This window comes from Zongyangia sp., assembly GCF_965361945.1.
Genome location: NZ_CBDTOK010000070.1, coordinates 1 through 18,746, shown reverse-complemented (window position 1 = coordinate 18,746; position 18,746 = coordinate 1). Strand labels below are relative to the sequence as shown.

Genomic DNA, 18,746 nt, shown 5'->3' with positions numbered 1-18,746 from the left:
GGTAAGGAGCAGGTCCGCCCGAGAATTGGGGAGTATGTTATCTATTGTATAGAAGTTGTCATTTAGGATTTTCTTATCCTACTCGAAAAGATGGCATTCTCCAAAAAATAGAAACCAGCATTCTGCTATCAGACGCTGAAGAGCATCTTTCCATAGGTGGGATAAGGCCAATATTTTTCTCCCACCAGGGACTCAATTTCATCCGCGTCTTTTCGCAGCGCTTCCATGGCGGGAATGACTTCATCCCGATAGCTCTCCGCCTGTGCCTGAATGTCAGAAATCTGCTCTGTATGATAGAGTGCGGCTTCTAACTGCTGGGTCTTTTCAAACACTCCGTTGCTTAGTTCGGAAAGTAGCGTTACGATGGACTCCTCAGTTACACAAGGAACCTGAGGGCACAAACTCTTTTTGGAGAGTGCCGTCTCAGAAAGTTCCTTGCAATACGCGGTTACTGCGGGAATAATGTCTTTCTTTATCATATCCAGCATCGTTTTTCCTTCGATGTGCAGCGTTTTGCAGTAGTTTTCCAGAAGGATCTCGTAACGGGAATACATTTCGCTTTCGGTAAAGATTTTATGTTTGGTGAATAATTTGATGTTTTTCGGCTCGATGTAATGAGGCAGTGCGTCCACTGTAGTCCTGAGATTGAGAAGCCCTCTCTTTTCTGCCTCCTTCACCCATTCCTCTGCATAGTTGTTCCCGTTGAAAATAATCCGTTTGTGCTCTTTGATGGTCTTTTTGATCAGCTTATTGAGCGTGGATGCAAGGTCATCGGCCTGCTCCAGTACATCGGCGAACTGAGAAAGCTCCTCCGCCACAATGGTGTTGAGCACCATGTTGGGCCCGGCAATGGAAAAGTTAGAGCCAAGCATCCGGAACTCAAATTTATTGCCGGTGAAGGCAAAGGGCGAGGTCCTGTTTCGATCGGTGGTGTCCTTGGGGAACCGGGGCAGGATATGGACGCCTACCTTCATTTCCTCTTTGGCTATGCCCTGGTAATCTTTGCCCTCAATGATGGAATCCAGGATGGCGGACAATTCATCGCCCAGGAACATCGATACAATGGCCGGCGGAGCCTCATTGGCCCCCAGCCGGTGGTCGTTGCCGGCGCTTGCCACCGAAATCCGCAGAAGATCCTGGTATTCGTCTACCGCCTTGATGACGGCAGTTAGGAAGAGCAGGAACTGGGCGTTCTCTCTGGGAGAATCCCCTGGCTCCAGCAAGTTCACGCCGCTGTTGGTGGAAAGGGACCAGTTGTTGTGCTTGCCGCTGCCGTTAACACCGTCAAAGGGCTTTTCATGGAGTAGACAGGCCAACCCATGACGGTCCGCCACCTTCTTCATCATCTCCATGGTCAGCTGGTTGTGGTCGGTGGCCACATTGGTGGAGGTAAAGATCGGAGCCAGCTCGTGCTGAGAAGGGGCGACCTCGTTGTGTTTGGTCTTGGCAAGTACGCCCAGCTTCCACAGTTCTTCATCCAGTTCTTTCATGTAAGCGGAAACCCTGGGCTTGATGGTGCCAAAATAATGATCTTCCATCTCCTGCCCTTTAGGAGGCATGGCTCCGAAAAGGGTCCGACCGCAGAAGACTAAGTCTTTTCGCGCCAAATAATCCTCTTTGTTAATGAGAAAATACTCCTGCTCCGGCCCGACTGTAGTGTTGACCACCGTCGTTTCCGTGTCGCCAAACAGCCGCAGAATCCGCAGGGCCTGTTTGCTGAGCACCTCCATAGAACGCATCAGCGGGGTCTTTTTATCCAGCGCTTCACCGCTATAGGAGTAAAACACCGTGGGAATACATAGGGTGTCGTCTTTGATAAAGGCATAGGAGGACGGATCCCAGGCGGTGTAGCCTCTGGCTTCAAAGGTGGCGCGCAGGCCGCCGGAGGGGAAGGAGGAAGCATCCGGCTCACCCTTGACCAGCTCTTTCCCGGAAAATTCCATGATAACATTGCCACCGTCGGTAGGGGAAATAAAGCTGTCATGTTTTTCCGCTGTAATGCCGGTCATAGGCTGGAACCAATGGGTAAAATGGGTAACGCCCTTTTCCACCGCCCAATCTTTCATGGCATTGGCTACAATATTGGCAATGTTGATGTCAAGCTTCTTGCCCTGGTCAATGGTACGGCGCAAAATCTTATAGGTTTCCTTGGGAAGCTTTTCCCGCATTGTTTTATCGTTAAAAACCATACTACCAAAAATTTCAGGCAGATTGTTCATGATGATCCCTCCGTCTTTCTATTGTTTTTATTGCTTGCTTATAAAAGCTCAATTCCAGCTTTTTTACATTCTGTGATGATTTCATCACTCCACAAGGATACCTGAACCTCTCCAATATGGGCTTTTCCCAACAGCAGCATGCACAGACGGGATTGGCCAATGCCTCCGCCGATGGTAAGGGGGAGCTTGCCGTCCAGCAGCATCTTATGAAAAGGAAGAGATCTCCTCTCTTCACATCCGGCTTTTTGAAGCTGTTCTGCCAGGCTCTGGGAATCCACCCGGATACCCATGGACGAAACCTCAAATGCCTGGCCCAAGGTCTCATTCCAGAAGAGGATGTCACCGTTGAGCTGCCAGTCATCATAATCTGGCGCCCGTCCATCATGAGGCTTTCCGGAGTGGAGCTTATCGCCAATCTGCATAATAAATGCAGTGGGGTGCTCTTTGACATAAGCGTCCTCCCGGCGTTTAGGGCTCAGATTTGGGTACATATCCTCCAGCTCTTGGGTGGTGATAAAACTGACATCCCGGGAGAGAAAGACAGGAAGCTGTGGGTAGTCCCGTTTCATCTCATCCAAGGTCTTGCAGATGGCATCTACAATCAGGCCCACCGTTTCCTTCAAATAGTCCAAATTCCTCTGGGATCTGTCGATCACCTTTTCCCAGTCCCACTGATCCACATAGATGGAATGGAGATTATCCATCTCCTCATCCCGACGAATGGCATTCATATCGGTATAAAGGCCGTTTCCTACCCGAAAATCATACCGGTAAAGGGCCATTCTTTTCCATTTGGCCAAGGAATGGACTACTTGAGCTGTTTCTCCCGTCTCTTTGATGTCAAAACTAACCGGCCTCTCCACCCCATTGAGATCGTCGTTCAGCCCAGTTTTGGGATCAACGAAGAGGGGTGCTGTTACTCTCTTCAGGTGGAGCATTCGGCTTAAATTTTCCTCAAAGCGGGTTTTAATCTTCCCGATGGCCGTCTGGGTCTCATAAAGCCCTAAGCAGGATTTATATCCCTTAGGAATCAAAGTTTTTGCCATATACATACCCCCATGCTTTTTCTAGCTCTTTATTCGCTTTTTGCTGCCCTCTAGAAAAGCAACAAAAAAAGGCGCCGCGGGCTTTTCACCCACAGCGCCTTTGCTGTCTATGGCGTCATTATATTCCTCTTCTAGGTCACTGTCAATAGAAAATTTGTTGTTTTTGCATGATTTGTCTAAGAAACTGCAAATTTATTTTCCATCTCTCTTTAAAAATAGTTATTTTTTACAAAGTATGCAAGCAAATAAAAAATCTCTTGCAAAAACGTTGACAAATACTGCTGTGTTCTTATATAATATTCCCAATGAACAAAGGCGTTCATCAAAGAGTACTGATTCGCACGATCCCAGTTCGCTTTGATGGACGCCTTTGTTTTTGTATTATAGACAGTCCTTTCCTATTCTTCCGGATCGGAAGAGAAAGCATAAAAAAACAAGGGGGAGACCATATGCGCAAAGAAGGCCAGATAAGAATTCCGTCAGGCTGTGCCATTTCCGGTATCTTCGCAAAAGACGGGAAACGATTTTGCGGTGAGGATATCATTGATTCTATCGCCGTTATGCATGACCGCTCCAATGGGCTAGGCGGTGGATTTGCCGCTTACGGCATCTATCCGGAATACAAGGATCTGTATGCCTTTCATGTTTTCTATGACAACACTTCTAGCAAGCAGGAATGCGAACACTTTTTGGAGCAGCATTTCGATATTGTCAACCTATCCAAAATCCCCGTCCGCAAAATCCCTGAAATCACCGACGAACCGCTGATCTGGCGATATTTTGTCAATCCTTTACCCACCCGGCTCGCAGACAGTCAGTTGGACGAGCGGGAATTTGTGGCACGCTGCGTTATCCGCATCAATACCCATATTGACGGTGCCTACGTGTTTTCCAGCGGAAAAAATATGGGGGTATTCAAAGCTGTTGGTTTTCCCGAGGATGTGGGGAGGTTTTACCGCTTAGATGAATACGAGGGCTACTGCTGGACTGCTCACGGCCGGTACCCTACCAACACACCGGGCTGGTGGGGCGGAGCCCATCCCTTTGCCATGCTGGACTTTTCCATCGTGCACAACGGTGAGATTTCCTCCTACGACGCGAACCGCCGCTACATAGAGATGTATGGTTATAAATGCACCCTCCAAACTGACACAGAGGTTCTTACCTATATAGTGGATTACCTGCGTCGCAAACAGGGACTCTCTTATGAAGAAATTGCCAGCGTGATGGCGGCGCCCTTCTGGTCCACCATTGAGGCAATGCCGGAAAACGAATGCCAAAAGCTTACCTTCCTGCGCAGCGCCTTTTCTGGACTTCTGGTCACCGGCCCCTTTTCTATCCTATTGGGATTTGAAGGCGGCATGATGGCCCTCAATGACCGGCTCAAGCTCCGCTCTATGGTGGTGGCCGAAAAAGATGAAAAGGTCTATGTGGCCAGTGAGGAATCCGCTATCCGGGTGGTAGAACCCAATCCTGACAATATCTGGGCGCCCCGAGGCGGAGAGCCAGTGATCATTACCTTAAATGGAGGTGTGCGATAATGGGCATTGATTATCTGTATCCCGAATATGAGGTGGTGCGCAATCCTTCCCGTTGCATCGCCTGCCGTGTATGTGAGCGACAGTGTGCCAATGAGGTGCACTCTTACCGAGAAAAAGAAAATATCATGGTGGCTGACGACAGCAAGTGTGTCAACTGCCATCGGTGTGTATCCCTATGTCCCACCCACGCGCTGAAAATCGTCAAATCCGATCACACCTTTAAGATCAACGCCAACTGGACGGGAGAGGTGATCAGTGAGGTCTATCGCCAGGCGGGGAGCGGCGGCGTCCTTCTCTCTTCCATGGGAAATCCGAAAAATTACCCTGTCTATTGGGATAAAATCCTTCTCAATGCCTCCCAGGTCACCAATCCTTCTATCGACCCGCTCCGGGAGCCAATGGAAACCAGGGTTTTCTTGGGCAAAAAGCCGCAGAAGGTAGAACGGGATCAAGAGGGCAACATCATCCCCAACCTTGCGCCTCATCTGGAATTACAGGTGCCTGTTATGTTCTCCGCCATGAGCTATGGTTCCATCAGCTATAATGCTCACGAGAGCCTAGCCCGTGCCGCCAAAGCCCTGGGTACCTATTATAATACCGGTGAAGGCGGACTTCATGAGGATTTCTATCAATACGGTCCTAACACCATCGTTCAGGTGGCCTCCGGCCGCTTCGGCGTACATAAGGATTACCTCTCGGCAGGCGCCGCCATCGAAATTAAGATGGGCCAAGGTGCCAAGCCGGGAATCGGCGGACACCTTCCCGGCATGAAGATCGTGGGTGACATTTCCAAAACCCGGATGATCCCCGAAGGCACAGATGCTATCTCTCCTGCGCCTCATCACGATATTTACTCCATTGAGGATCTGCGACAGCTGGTCTTTTCCCTAAAGGAGGCCACCGGCTACACCAAACCGGTGATTGTCAAAATCGCCGCAGTTCACAATGTGGCGGCTATTGCCAGCGGTATTGCCCGCTCCGGAGCCGACATTATCGCCATCGACGGATTCCGGGGCGGAACCGGTGCTGCTCCCACCCGCATCCGTGACAATGTGGGGATTCCCATTGAGCTTGCTTTGGCCAGCGTTGACGGAAGGCTCCGTCACGAAGGCATCCGCAACAATGTCTCCCTGGTGGTGGGAGGTTCCATCCGTTCCAGCGCCGATATTGTCAAGGCCATTGCCTTAGGCGCCGACGCGGTCTATATCGGAACCAGCGCCCTGCTTGCCTTAGGCTGCCATCTGTGCCGCAGCTGCCAGCAAGGAAAATGCAACTGGGGCATTGCTACCCAGCGTCCCGATCTGGTTCGGCGGCTTAACCCGGATATTGGATCCCAGCGTCTTGTTAACCTAGTCACCGCATGGAATCACGAAATTAAGGAAATCATGGGCGGCATGGGCATCAACTCCATTGAAGCGTTGCGCGGCAACCGTCTCATGCTCCGGGGGGTGGGCCTCACCGAAAAAGAGCTGTCCATCTTAGGGATTAAACACGCCGGAGAATAGAGGGAGGCTGCCATATGAAACGAATTTATGTGAATGAAAAATGGTGTCTTGGATGCCATCTGTGCGAATACTACTGCGCTTTCGCCAACTCTGGAGAAAGGGATATGGCGGTGGCGCTGCGGGATGTAAAGATCAACCCCCGCATCCGCATTGAGGAGCGAAACGGCGTCAGCTTTGCTGTAGGCTGCCGCCATTGCGAGGAGCCCCTTTGCGTCAAAAGCTGCATCACCGGCGCCCTATCCATCCATGACGGCGTCATCCAGGTGGATCAGGACAAATGTGTGGGATGTTATACCTGCATTATGGCCTGCCCGTATGGCGCAGTAATGCCGTCAGATGACGGAAGCGTCATCCAAAAGTGTGAATTATGCCTGAATAACTCCACCGGCAGCCCTGCCTGCGTCAAAGGCTGCCCTAACCAGGCCATTGTGTTTGAAGAGAGGTGAGCAAAGCATGGATATTGTCATCATTGGAAACTCTGCCGCAGCGGTGGGATGTATTGAGGGCATCCGGCAATCTGATAAAGAAAGCTCTATTACCGTGATTTCAAAAGAGCCCTATCCTACCTATTCTCGTCCGCTGATCTCCTATCTCTTGTATGGGAAAACGACAGAACAAGGGATGCTCTACCGGCCGGAAAGCTTTTATCAGGACAATCATGTCACCTTTATGGCAGGGAAAACCGTCAAAGCCATCCACAAAGACGAAAAAAATGTTTTACTGGAGGATGGGAGTCTGATAAAATATGATAAACTGTTAATTGCGACAGGTTCCACTCCCTTCATTCCTCCCATTCAGGGGCTGGATACCGTTCCCTATCAATCCACATTCCTATCTTTAGATGACGCCAAATTCATCCAGGCTGCTGTTACGCCTGAAACCCGGGTGCTCATTATGGGCGCCGGCCTCATTGGCCTCAAATGCGCCGAAGGCATCCAACGGCTGGTGAAAAGTATTACCGTGGTGGATCTGGCTGATCGGATCTTGCCCAGTATTCTGGACGAACAGGGCTCTGATCTTGTAAAAGCCCACATTGAGGAACATGGCATTACATTCATCCTCTCGGATAGTGTGACAAGATTTGAGGAAAACAGGGCCTATCTTTCCAGCGGTAGGGCCGTTGATTTTGACCTGCTTGTCATCGCCGTCGGCGTCCGGCCCAACGTAGAGCTTGCCAAAGATATTGGCATCCATGTCGGCCGGGGAATCCAGGTGGATGCTGACGGTCGAACCTCCCAGCCAGATATCTACGCGGCGGGAGACTGCACCGAAAGCTTTGACATCACCAGTGGTGAGCGACGGGTTTTGGCCCTCCTTCCTGCCGCATATATGCAGGGGGAGAGCGCTGGCATCCACATGGTAGGCGGGGAAAAGCCCTATGACAAAGCCATTCCCATGAACGCTATTGGATTCTTTGGACTGCACATGATCACAGCCGGCAGTTATGACGGGGAAAGCTATATTGAGTCCGGTACCGGCACCTACAAACGGCTTGTCACAAAAGATGGCTTGCTCAAGGGTTATATCCTCATCGGAGATGTGGCCAGAGCCGGTATTTATACCGCCATGATCCGCAATCAGGTGCCTCTAGACACCGTGGACTTTGATCTGCTCCGGGAGAAACCGCAGCTGATGGCTTTCTCCAGAAAAGACCGGGAAGAAATGCTGGGGAGGGAACCAAAATGACGATCAACAGCCAAGGCAAACATTTTCAGACGTTAGGCGAGGAAATCAGGTCTGCGCAAGATAAAAAAATCACCATCAAAAACTGTATGGGCCAACGGTATATAGCCAGCGGCCTTTCCGGGAAGGATATTACCATTGAGGGCACTCCAGGCAATGCTTTAGGCGCTTATCTGGATGGTTCCACCATTACAGTGCGCGGCAATGTCCAGGATGCCACCGGCGATACCATGAACGACGGCGCTATCTACGTGGATGGCCAGGCGGGAGACGCCACAGGCTACGCCATGCGGGGTGGAAAAATATTTATCCATGGCGATGTCGGCTACCGGGCTGGCATCCACATGAAGGAATATCAAGACAAAATCCCCGCTTTGGTGGTGGGCGGCCGGGCCGGCAGCTTTCTGGGAGAATACCAAGCTGGCGGTATTATTGTGATCCTGGGTCTCCACTGCGATGCTCAGGTACCTGTTGGATACTTCTGCGGCACTGGCATGCACGGTGGCAAGATTTTTCTCCGTTGTAAAACCCTGCCCGCCGATCTGCCAGCCCAGGTTCAAGCGTCTCAGGCGACCCAGGACGATCTAGACGAAATCCGGCCCCTGGTTCATGAGTTTTGCACGGCCTTTGGGGAGGATGAAGACCACATTATGAAGAGCAGCTTCTTTGTGCTCACCCCTAATACCAAAAATCCCTATCAGCGGCTATATACACCCAATTAACCACCTCCTCTCACGGGGAGATGCAAGGAGGAATTTACATGACCCAGACCATGACCGAGGTTTTGGAGTTCATCGAAGAAAACGACGTCAAATTTATCCGTCTGGCCTTCTGCGATATTTTCGGAAAGCAAAAAAACATCTCCATTATGCCCGCCCAACTTCCCCGCGCCTTTGAAACTGGTATTTCCTTTGACGCTTCGGTCATCCGTGGGTTTATGGATGTGGCAGAGTCCGACCTATTTCTGGTTCCGGATCCTGCCACCCTGGCCGTTCTTCCATGGCGCCCCTCCCAAGGACGGGTTGTCCGGTTCTTCTGCGACATCCGCCGGCCTGATGGCACCCCTTTTGAGGGCTCTGGGCGGGACATTCTGCGCCGGACGGTAAAAAAGGCCGCGGATATGGGATATGTCTGCAAAATCGGCTCTGAATGTGAATTTTACCTTTTCGAGCGGGATGAAGACGGCAACCCCACCATGATTCCCCATGATCATGGCACCTATTGCGACATCGCTCCCCTGGATAAGGGGGAAAATGTGCGTCGGGAAATCTGCCTGACCTTAGAGGAAATGGGGATTCAGCCGGAAAGCTCCCACCATGAACAGGGGCCGGGGCAAAACGAAATCGATTTTCAGTATTCCCATGCCCTTGAGGCGGCGGACGATCTGGTCACCTTCCGGGCAGTGGTCAAAAATATCGCGGCGCAAAACGGGCTTTTTGCATCCTTTATGCCCAAACCCTTCCCGGACAAGAGTGGAAATGGGCTGCATATTAACATGTCCCTTTCCCAAAATGGCCGGAATATCTTTAAAACCAATGAGGCAGGGCATTCCAAAGAAGCGGAGAGCTTTTTGCAAGGGATCATGGATCGGATTCCTGAAATCACTGCTTTTCTCAATCCCCTGACCAATTCCTATGCCCGCTTTGGGGAGTTTGAGGCTCCCAGGTACTTGACCTGGTCCCATCAAAACCGCTCCCAGCTGATCCGGGTCCCGGCGGCCACAGGTAAATACAGCCGAATCGAGCTGCGCTCTCCTGACCCTTCTTGCAATCCCTATCTCGCCTATTCCCTGCTCATTGCGGCGGGATTAGAGGGGATTGCTCAGAAGAAGAAGTTATGTGCCCCCACCAACCTGAACCTGTTCGATGTGATGAAGGAGCAGGCCAAAACCTTTGAAACGCTTCCAGGGGATCTTTGGTCCGCCTTGCAGCTTGCGAAAAATAGCAGCTTTGTGGCAGAAGTCCTGCCCCAGGCCACAATTGAAAAATATATGGAACAAAAAGAGGCTGAATATCTGGGATATAAAAAGGCGCTGGATAAACACGCTTATGAACAGGATCAATATTTCCTACAGATTTAAGGTATTCTTATATGACACAGACTGATGAAAGGCGGTGGATCCATGGAAAGTGCTCTGATTGTGACAACTGCCTGTAAGGGTACCCAGCTTCTGGCAGAGCTTCTCAAGATGAGCGGTATCACTTCCATCTCCACCGCTGCCAGTGGTGGAGATGCCAGGCGTCTGTTGCTGGAGACTAGCTTTGACCTGGTGGTCATCAATGCTCCACTGAGCGATGAATACGGCCATGAATTGGCTGTATTTGTGGCGGAGTCCAGCGGAGCAGGCGTGATTATCCTCTGCAAATCTGAGCGGGCAGACCTTGTTTCCCAGAAGGTAGAGGACGCCGGTGTTTTTGTAGTGGAAAAGCCCATCAGCCGCCAGCTTTTTTTCCAGTCCATCAAACTCATGGCTGCTTCCCGGCGGCGTATGTTGGGACTAAAAAAAGAAAACAGTAAGCTTCGTGGAAAAATTGAAGAGATCCGTCTGGTAGACCGGGCTAAATGTCTGCTCATCCAGTATTTGGATATGACGGAGCCTGAGGCCCATCGCGCCATTGAAAAAGAGGCCATGGATCGCAGGGTGACACGTAAGGAAATCGCAAAAGAAATTGTATCCCGTTATGAAAACTAAAACGGGAATGCAGCTTAGTATACAGGGGAGGATCGTTATGGCGCAAAACGCATATCTTGTGTTGGAAAATGGACAGACATTCAAGGGGAAGGCCTTTGGAGCCGTCAAGCCAGTGGTTGGGGAAACTGTCTTTACCACCGGGATGACTGGCTATCTGGAAACACTGACCGACCCCAGCTATTATGGACAGATGGTGGTACAGACCTTTCCTCTCATCGGCAATTACGGGGTCATTCCCTCCGATTTTGAGAGCAAAAGGCCCTCTTTAACCGCATATATTGTACGCGACTGGTGTCAAGTTCCCTCTAACTTCCGCAGCGAGGGCCAACTTGACGCCTTTTTAAAAGCCTGCGGCATTCCAGGGCTTTATGGTATCGACACCCGGGAGCTGACCAAGGTCATCCGTGAACACGGTGTTATGAATGGAGAGATTGTTTATGACCTTGGTCAGTGCAATTCCCAGGCCGTGCAGGATTACCGTGTGACCCACGCAGTGGCATCGGTGAGCTGCCAACAGGCTGAGACTTTCACTCCGGCCCACCCACAGCACCGGGTGGTACTTTGGGACTTCGGCGCCAAAGAAAACATCCAGCGGGAACTGATCAAACGGGGCTGTGAGGTGATCCGTATGCCCTATGACGCCACTGCGGAGAATATCCTAGCGGCAAAGCCCGATGGCATCATGCTTTCCAATGGCCCCGGCGATCCCATGGAAAACACCGGGATCATCACGCAGCTGAAAAAGCTTTGCGAGGCGAAACTTCCTACCTTCGGCATCTGCCTAGGCCATCAGTTACTGGCGCTTTCCCAAGGAGCTAGAACCCACAAACTCCACTATGGACATCGAGGTGCCAACCAGCCAGCCAAAAACCTGCAAACCGGCCGTGTCTATATCACCAGTCAAAACCATGGGTATGCAGTAGAAAACGGCTCCCTTCCCCCAAATGCTGCCCTCTCCTATGTCAATGCCAACGACGGCACCTGCGAAGGGATTTCTTACACAGATATGCCTGCTTTCTCGGTGCAGTTTCATCCGGAGGCATCTGCCGGTCCCCTGGACACGGGATTTTTGTTCGACGAATTTATGAAGATGATGGAAGGGGGAAGATAATATGCCGCTGAGAAAGGATATTAAAAAAGTAATGGTCATCGGCTCCGGCCCTATCGTTATCGGTCAGGCGGCGGAGTTTGACTATGCCGGCACCCAGGCCTGCCGCGCCCTAAAAGAGGATGGCTTGGAGGTGGTATTAGTCAACTCCAACCCTGCCACCATCATGACCGACAAGGTGATGGCCGATCAGATCTATCTGGAACCGCTGACCACCGATACCATCAAACGGATCATCGAAAAGGAGCATCCAGATAGCCTATTGTCCACCCTGGGCGGTCAGACAGGACTGACCCTCTCCATGCAGCTGGCAAAAGAGGGATTCTTGCAGTCCCACGGTGTCAAGCTTCTGGGGGCCAATCCGGAAACCATCGATAAAGCGGAAGACCGGCAGTTATTTAAGGATACCATGGAGCAGATCGGCCAGCCCGTCATCCCCTCCCAGGTGGTCAACGATGTAGATTCCGCTTTGGATTTTGCGCAAACAATCGGCTATCCCGTCATTGTCCGCCCTGCTTTTACCTTGGGAGGCAGCGGCGGCGGTATTGCAAATACGCCGGAGGAGCTTCAAGAAATCGCTGGGAATGGCCTGCGCCAGTCCCCCATCAACCAGATCCTGGTAGAAAAATGCATCGCCGGCTGGAAGGAAATTGAATTTGAAGTAATGCGGGATTCCGCCGGTAACGTAATCACCGTGTGCAGTATGGAAAACTTTGATCCAGTAGGAGTGCACACTGGCGACTCCATTGTCATCGCGCCGGCGGTTACCCTTTCCGATAAGGAATATCAGATGCTCCGCAGCGCCGCTCTTTCTATCATTGACGCCATGGGCATTGAAGGAGGATGCAACTGCCAGTTTGCGCTGCATCCCACCAGCTTTGAATATGCCGTCATCGAGGTCAATCCTCGTGTATCCCGTTCCTCGGCGCTGGCCTCTAAAGCCACCGGCTATCCCATCGCCAAGGTGGCTGCGAAAATCGCCATCGGCTATACCCTAGATGAAATTAAAAACGCGGTGACCGGGAAAACCTACGCCTGTTTTGAGCCGGCGCTGGATTATGTAGTGGTCAAGTTCCCCAAATGGCCTTTTGACAAATTCGTCTACGCCAAGCGGACTCTAGGCACCCAGATGAAAGCCACCGGCGAAGTGATGGCTATCGCCCAGACCTTTGAGGCAGCCATCATGAAGGCGGTTCGGGGTGCTGAAATCGGCCAAGACGGCCTGCGGATGAAGAAATTCGCCGCGCTATCCACCCAAGAGGTTCATCAAAAGCTTTATGACTGTGACGACGAGCGGCTTTTTGCCATCTTCGAGGCCCTGATGCGCGGCATCACTCCGGAAGAAATTCATAATATCACAAAGATCGACCTATGGTTTTTATATAAGCTGAAAAACCTGGCACAGATGGAAACGTCTCTGCGCACCAAAACTCTGGATGAGGACCTTTATCGGGAGGCCAAGCGCCTGGGTTATCCCGACAAGCGTATCGAAAGCCTCAGCGGCCAGAAGATTCCCTGTTTCCTCTTGGCCTCTTTCAAAATGGTCGACACCTGCGCCGCTGAGTTTGAGGCGCAGACTCCCTATTTTTACTCCACCTATGACGAGGCTTGCGAAGCAAAACGGTTGCTGGAGGAGAGGAAAAGCTCCAAGCAAACGGTGGTGGTGCTGGGCTCCGGTCCCATCCGCATCGGCCAAGGGATTGAATTTGACTACGCTTCTGTCCAATGTGTCTGGACCCTGAAAAAGGCAGGCTATGAGGTGGTCATCATCAACAACAATCCAGAAACCGTCTCCACCGACTTCGATACTGCCGACCGGCTTTACTTTGAGCCTCTGACCCCAGAGGATGTGATGAACGTCATCCGGACAGAAAATCCCATGGGCGTAGTGGTGGCCTTTGGCGGCGGCACCGCCATTAAGTTGACTAACTTCTTGGTCGGCCAGGGAGTCAATATCCTAGGTACGCCGGCTGACAGCATCGACATGGCGGAGGACCGGGAGCGCTTTGATGAGCTATTGGAACGTCTTCATATCCAGCGCCCCAAAGGTGATACGGTGATGAACACCGAGGAGGCCCTTGCCGCTGCCAATCGGCTAGGGTATCCGGTGCTCATGCGTCCCTCCTATGTGCTAGGGGGACAAAACATGATCATCGCCTTCTCCGACGCGGACATCGAAGAGTATATGAGGATCATCCTCTCCCATAATATTGAAAACCCTGTCCTCATTGACAAATACCTGATGGGGGTGGAGATTGAGGTGGATGCCATCTGTGACGGGGAGGATATTCTCATCCCCGGTATTATGGAGCACATTGAGCGAGCCGGCATCCACTCCGGCGATTCTATCGCCGTCTACCCTGCCTGGAATGTCAGCGGCAGGCTGAAAGAGCAGCTCATCGACTTTACCCGCCAGCTGGCTCTTGCCATGAAAACCAGAGGACTTGTCAATATCCAATATGTCATCTATCACAGCAAAATCTATGTCATCGAAGTTAATCCCCGGGCCTCCCGCACCGTGCCCTACATCAGCAAGGTCACGGGAGTTCCCATGGTAGAGCTCGCCACCAGAGCCATGCTGGGTGAGCGCCTCTCCCAGATGGGCTATGGTACCGGCCTTTACAAAACACCGCCTTATGTAGCGGTCAAAGTTCCTGTCTTTTCCTTTGAGAAACTCAGCGATGTAGATACCCAGCTAGGCCCTGAAATGAAGTCCACCGGCGAAGTGTTGGGGATCGGAAAGTCCCTCAGCGAGGCTCTCTACAAAGGGCTTTGCGCGGCAGGCTACAAAATGTATAAACAGGGCGGCGTTTTCATCACAGTACGGGATTCCGACAAGGCGGAAATCGTGGATGTGGCGAAAAAATACGCGGCTTTAGGCTTTGATCTCTATGCTACCAAAGGCACGGCGAAAGTACTGGAACGGGCAGGGATGCAGGTACAGGAAGTGAATAAAATACACGAATCCGAAGACAACACCATGACCCTTTTGGAAAGCGGAAAGATCCAATATATCATCTCCACTTCGGCCAAAGGGCGCCTGCCAGCCAGGGACAGCGTAAAAATCCGCCGCAAGGCTGTGGAACGGGCCATCGCATGCCTAACCTCTATCGATACTGCAAACGCGTTGGCTGACTCCTTGATTAGCCGTTACAGCCAACAGAATACGGAACTTGTGGACATCAATCATATGAGGAGGGAACGTATGAAACTGAAATTTACAAAAATGCAGGGCTGCGGCAACGACTATATCTACTTCAACTGTTTCGAACAGGATGTAGTAGCTCCCGAATCCCTCAGCGTTTATCTCTCCGACCGGCACTTCGGAGTCGGCGGTGACGGGGTGGTGCTCATCTGCCCGTCCGAGGTGGCTGATGCAAAAATGCGGATGTTCAACCTAGACGGCAGCGAGGGAAAGATGTGCGGCAACGCCATCCGCTGCGTAGGAAAATACCTGTACGAACACGGCATTGCTCCCAAACAGGAGCTGACCATCGAAACCCTCAGCGGCATCAAGAAGCTCCGTCTCTATGTAGAAAACGGGGTGGTGGATTCTGTCACGGTGGATATGGGGCCTGCTGAGCTGGATCCGCAAAAAATCCCTGTGAATCTGGAAGGGGACGTCATCATAGACCATCCCGTCCCGATCGGCGGCAGAGAGGAGCGGATCACCTGCGTTTCCATGGGAAATCCCCATTGTGTGGTCTTCCGGGATAATCTGGATACCTTGGACATTGATAAGGTTGGGCCGGAATTTGAATATGATCCTCTTTTCCCCGAGCGGGTCAACACAGAATTTGTCACGGTAGTCGGAGAAAACACCATTAAGATGCGGGTCTGGGAACGTGGCTCCGGGGAAACTTGGGCTTGTGGAACCGGCGCCTGCGCCGCCGCGGTGGCCTGTGTCCTCAACGGCTACTGCAAGAAGGGGGAGGATATTACGGTCCTGCTCAAAGGCGGCCAGCTCACCATCTGTTACACAGACGAGACCGTTTATATGACCGGGGAATGTGAAAAAGTATTTGAGGGGGTTGTGGAGGCATGACCAAATATATCTTTGTCACCGGCGGCGTTGTCTCAGGCCTTGGCAAGGGCATTACAGCGGCGTCTCTGGGGCGGCTGCTCAAATGCAGAGGCCTGACGGTGGCCGCCCAGAAGCTGGATCCCTACATCAATGTGGATCCCGGTACCATGAGCCCCTATCAGCATGGGGAGGTCTACGTTACCGAAGACGGCGCCGAAACCGATCTGGATTTGGGGCATTATGAGCGCTTTATCGACGAGGACCTCAACCGCTACTCCAACCTGACCACCGGCAAGGTCTACTGGAATGTGCTGACCAAGGAGAGGAAAGGTCTCTACCTAGGGGAAACGGTCCAGGTCATCCCCCACATCACCAATGAAATTAAAAGTTTTATCTACTCTGTTGGTAAAAAGACCAATGCTGACGTGGTCATCACCGAAATCGGCGGCACTACCGGCGATATTGAAAGCCAGCCCTTTTTGGAGGCTATCCGCCAGGTTTCCCATGAGGTAGGGCGGGATAACTGTCTCTTTCTCCATGTGACCCTGGTTCCTTATATCAAAAGTTCCGGTGAACACAAATCAAAGCCCACCCAGCATTCTGTCAAAGAGCTGCAGTCCTTCGGCGTCATGCCGGATATCATCATCGCCCGGTGCGACGAGCCGCTTGAAAAGAGCATCAAGCAAAAAATTGCCCTGTTTTGTAATGTGGAGCCCGAATGCGTCATCGAAAATCTCACCCTTCCTGTCCTTTATGAAGCGCCTATCATGCTGGAGCACAATCATCTGGCCGAGATCGTCTGCCGCAAGCTTCATCTAGCTGATGAGCCCTGTGACCTGACCGAGTGGCAGCAGATGCTCACCCGCATTGAAAACGCCACCCGTCCGGTTACCATTGCCCTTGTCGGCAAATATGTTAAACTCCATGACGCCTATCTTTCGGTGGTGGAAGCCCTTTCCCACGCAGGTTATGAAACAGGGAATAAAGTCTACATTCAATGGGTGGACTCGGAAAAGATCACACCGGAAAATGTCGCCAAAATACTCGCCGGTGTCTCTGGGATTATCATTCCCGGCGGCTTTGGGGATCGGGGCATTGAGGGGATGATTACCGCCGCCCAATACGCACGGGAACAAAAAATCCCCTACCTTGGCATCTGCCTTGGCATGCAGATCGCTGTCATCGAATATGCCCGGCACCAAGCAGGCTTTCCAAGCGCCCATTCCCGGGAGTTTTCGGAGGATAGTGAGCATTATGTCATCGATCTCATGCCGGATCAGCAAGGGAATCTCCCCAAGGGCGGTACCATGCGTCTGGGCCGCTATCCCTGCGTCATCAAAGAGGGAACCAAAATGAAGGAAGCCTATGGCAAAGCTGAAATCGGAGAGCGGCACCGGCACCGGTATGAATTTAACAATGCCTACCGGGATCAGATGGAAGCCGCTGGGCTAACCATCAGCGGTACCTCCCCTGACGGACGTCTGGTGGAGGCAATAGAGCTTTCCAATCACCCCTTCTTTGTAGGGGTCCAATACCATCCTGAGTTTAAAAGCCGTCCCAACCGGGCCCATCCCCTATTCCGTGAATTCGTCGCAGCGGCCGACCGGCTGCAAAATCCTGGACAAAAAGGAGAACCACAATGAAAATGAATCAAAATTATTTGAATCTCAAAGACAGCTATCTGTTTTCCACCATTAATCAGAAGGTAACCGCTTATACCTCCGCCCATCCGGAGAAGAAAATCATCCGTCTCGGCATCGGCGACGTGACAAGGCCCCTCTGCCCTGCCGTAGTAGACGCTATGAAGTCCGCCTGTGATGACCAAGGCCGGGCGGATACCTTCCACGGCTATGGGCCGGAGCAGGGGTATGATTTCTTGAAAGATGCTATCCGCGGCTACTATGACAAACGGGGCATCTCTCTGGAACCGCAAGAGATCTTTATCAGCGACGGCGCCAAAAGCGATGTCGGCAATATTTTAGACCTGTTTTCTCCGGATAATACGGTGCTGGTACCTGACCCAGTTTATCCGGTTTATGTGGATACTAACATCATGGACGGGCGGAAAATTCTCTATATGAATGCCAGAAAAGAGAACCACTTTCTTCCTCTGCCGGATGAAAATGTCAAGGCAGACATCATCTATCTGTGTTCTCCCAACAATCCCACCGGTGCAGTCTATGACCATCAGGGGCTGAAAGCTTGGGTGGATTACGCGCTGAAAAATCAGGCTGTGATCCTTTTTGACGCGGCCTACGAAGCTTTTGTCAGCGATCCTGCCCTTCCCCGCAGCATCTATGAAATTGAGGGGGCTAAAAAATGCGCCATTGAGTTTTGTTCCCTCTCCAAAACCGCCGGCTTCACCGGTACCCGCTGCGGCTATACCATCGTTCCCATGCAGCTGCAATTTGATGGTGCGTCTCTCAACAAGTTCTGGCTCCGCCGTCAGACCACCAAGTTTAACGGTGTTTCCTATATTGTCCAGAAGGGCGCTGCAGCCGTGTTTACCCCCGAGGGCCTGATGCAAATTAAGGAAAACATTTCCTATTACATGGAAAATGCAAGGATGATCGCTGAAGCCCTCACCCAAATGGATATCTACTTTACCGGCGGCAAAAACTCCCCCTACATTTGGCTCCAGTGTCCTGAAGGTATGGCTTCCTGGGATTACTTCGATCTTCTCCTTGAAAAAGCAGGGGTGGTCGGAACCCCGGGCGCTGGTTTTGGGCAAAATGGGGAAGGATTCTTCCGCCTTACCGCTTTCGGAACCCATGAGGCCACCAAAGAAGCGCTGGAACGCATAAAGAGTCTTTAATATTTTGTTTCTTTTTCCATTCCTGTAGTCAAGACCACCCCTAAGAGGGGTGGCTTGAAGCGCGGCCTAGAAGGCCGAAAAACCAAGCCAGCGCCTAAATGACGCTGGCTTGA

General features: G+C 51.7%; 13 protein-coding genes. 11 read left to right on the top strand and 2 right to left on the bottom strand.

Annotation, left to right across the window (positions count from 1 at the left end; all coding sequences use genetic code 11):
* Nucleotides 1-128 precede the first annotated feature (128 nt).
* Together ACZ25G_RS04500 and asnA are read right to left on the bottom strand one after the other, a co-directional pair.
* Complete coding sequence (locus ACZ25G_RS04500) at nucleotides 129-2,219, bottom strand: glutamine synthetase III family protein (protein WP_463681686.1); 2,091 nt, start codon at nucleotides 2,217-2,219, stop codon at nucleotides 129-131.
* 38 nt (nucleotides 2,220-2,257) lie between these two features.
* The gene (asnA, locus tag ACZ25G_RS04495; RefSeq protein WP_191482368.1) at nucleotides 2,258-3,265 is read right to left on the bottom strand and encodes an aspartate--ammonia ligase; all 1,008 of its coding nucleotides are present in this window, start codon (nucleotides 3,263-3,265) and stop codon (nucleotides 2,258-2,260) included.
* Nucleotides 3,266-3,714: 449 nt separating this feature from the next.
* On the opposite strand from asnA, the gene ACZ25G_RS04490 reads away from it, so the two are divergent.
* Genes ACZ25G_RS04490 through ACZ25G_RS04440 form a run of 11 tightly spaced genes read left to right on the top strand, consistent with a single transcriptional unit; the run spans nucleotide 3,715 to nucleotide 18,633 of the window.
* The gene (locus ACZ25G_RS04490) at nucleotides 3,715-4,806 is read left to right on the top strand and encodes a class II glutamine amidotransferase (RefSeq protein WP_463681685.1); all 1,092 of its coding nucleotides are present in this window, start codon (nucleotides 3,715-3,717) and stop codon (nucleotides 4,804-4,806) included.
* Nucleotides 4,806-6,311, top strand: coding sequence for a glutamate synthase-related protein (locus ACZ25G_RS04485; protein WP_463681684.1), 1,506 nt, complete (start codon nucleotides 4,806-4,808; stop codon nucleotides 6,309-6,311). Before ACZ25G_RS04490 ends, ACZ25G_RS04485 begins: the two co-directional genes overlap by 1 nt.
* Before the next feature lie 14 nt (nucleotides 6,312-6,325).
* Entirely contained in the window at nucleotides 6,326-6,757 is a 432-nt protein-coding gene (locus ACZ25G_RS04480) for a 4Fe-4S dicluster domain-containing protein (protein ID WP_463681683.1), read from the top strand.
* A 7-nt stretch (nucleotides 6,758-6,764) separates the two neighbouring features.
* Complete coding sequence (locus ACZ25G_RS04475; protein ID WP_463681682.1) at nucleotides 6,765-7,997, top strand: NAD(P)/FAD-dependent oxidoreductase; 1,233 nt, start codon at nucleotides 6,765-6,767, stop codon at nucleotides 7,995-7,997.
* Nucleotides 7,994-8,716 (top strand): GltB/FmdC/FwdC-like GXGXG domain-containing protein, encoded by a 723-nt coding sequence (locus ACZ25G_RS04470; protein ID WP_463681681.1) that lies wholly within the window; start codon nucleotides 7,994-7,996, stop codon nucleotides 8,714-8,716. The genes ACZ25G_RS04475 and ACZ25G_RS04470 overlap by 4 nt, the downstream gene beginning before the upstream one ends.
* A gap of 38 nt (nucleotides 8,717-8,754) precedes the next feature.
* Complete coding sequence (locus ACZ25G_RS04465; RefSeq protein ID WP_463681680.1) at nucleotides 8,755-10,074, top strand: glutamine synthetase family protein; 1,320 nt, start codon at nucleotides 8,755-8,757, stop codon at nucleotides 10,072-10,074.
* A gap of 42 nt (nucleotides 10,075-10,116) precedes the next feature.
* Complete coding sequence (locus ACZ25G_RS04460) at nucleotides 10,117-10,686, top strand: ANTAR domain-containing response regulator (RefSeq protein ID WP_342680902.1); 570 nt, start codon at nucleotides 10,117-10,119, stop codon at nucleotides 10,684-10,686.
* 37 nt (nucleotides 10,687-10,723) lie between these two features.
* Nucleotides 10,724-11,797 carry a carbamoyl phosphate synthase small subunit gene (locus ACZ25G_RS04455; RefSeq protein ID WP_463681679.1) on the top strand — a complete coding sequence of 358 codons (1,074 nt, stop codon included), beginning with the start codon at nucleotides 10,724-10,726 and terminating at the stop codon, nucleotides 11,795-11,797.
* Between the two features lies 1 nt (nucleotide 11,798).
* Nucleotides 11,799-15,839: a carbamoyl-phosphate synthase large subunit gene (carB, locus tag ACZ25G_RS04450; protein WP_463681678.1), complete on the top strand. Its 4,041-nt coding sequence runs from the start codon at nucleotides 11,799-11,801 to the stop codon at nucleotides 15,837-15,839.
* Nucleotides 15,836-17,461 carry a CTP synthase gene (locus ACZ25G_RS04445; RefSeq protein ID WP_463681677.1) on the top strand — a complete coding sequence of 542 codons (1,626 nt, stop codon included), beginning with the start codon at nucleotides 15,836-15,838 and terminating at the stop codon, nucleotides 17,459-17,461. Before carB ends, ACZ25G_RS04445 begins: the two co-directional genes overlap by 4 nt.
* Nucleotides 17,458-18,633, top strand: coding sequence for an LL-diaminopimelate aminotransferase (locus tag ACZ25G_RS04440; RefSeq protein ID WP_463681676.1), 1,176 nt, complete (start codon nucleotides 17,458-17,460; stop codon nucleotides 18,631-18,633). The genes ACZ25G_RS04445 and ACZ25G_RS04440 overlap by 4 nt, the downstream gene beginning before the upstream one ends.
* Nucleotides 18,634-18,746: the final 113 nt, after the last annotated feature.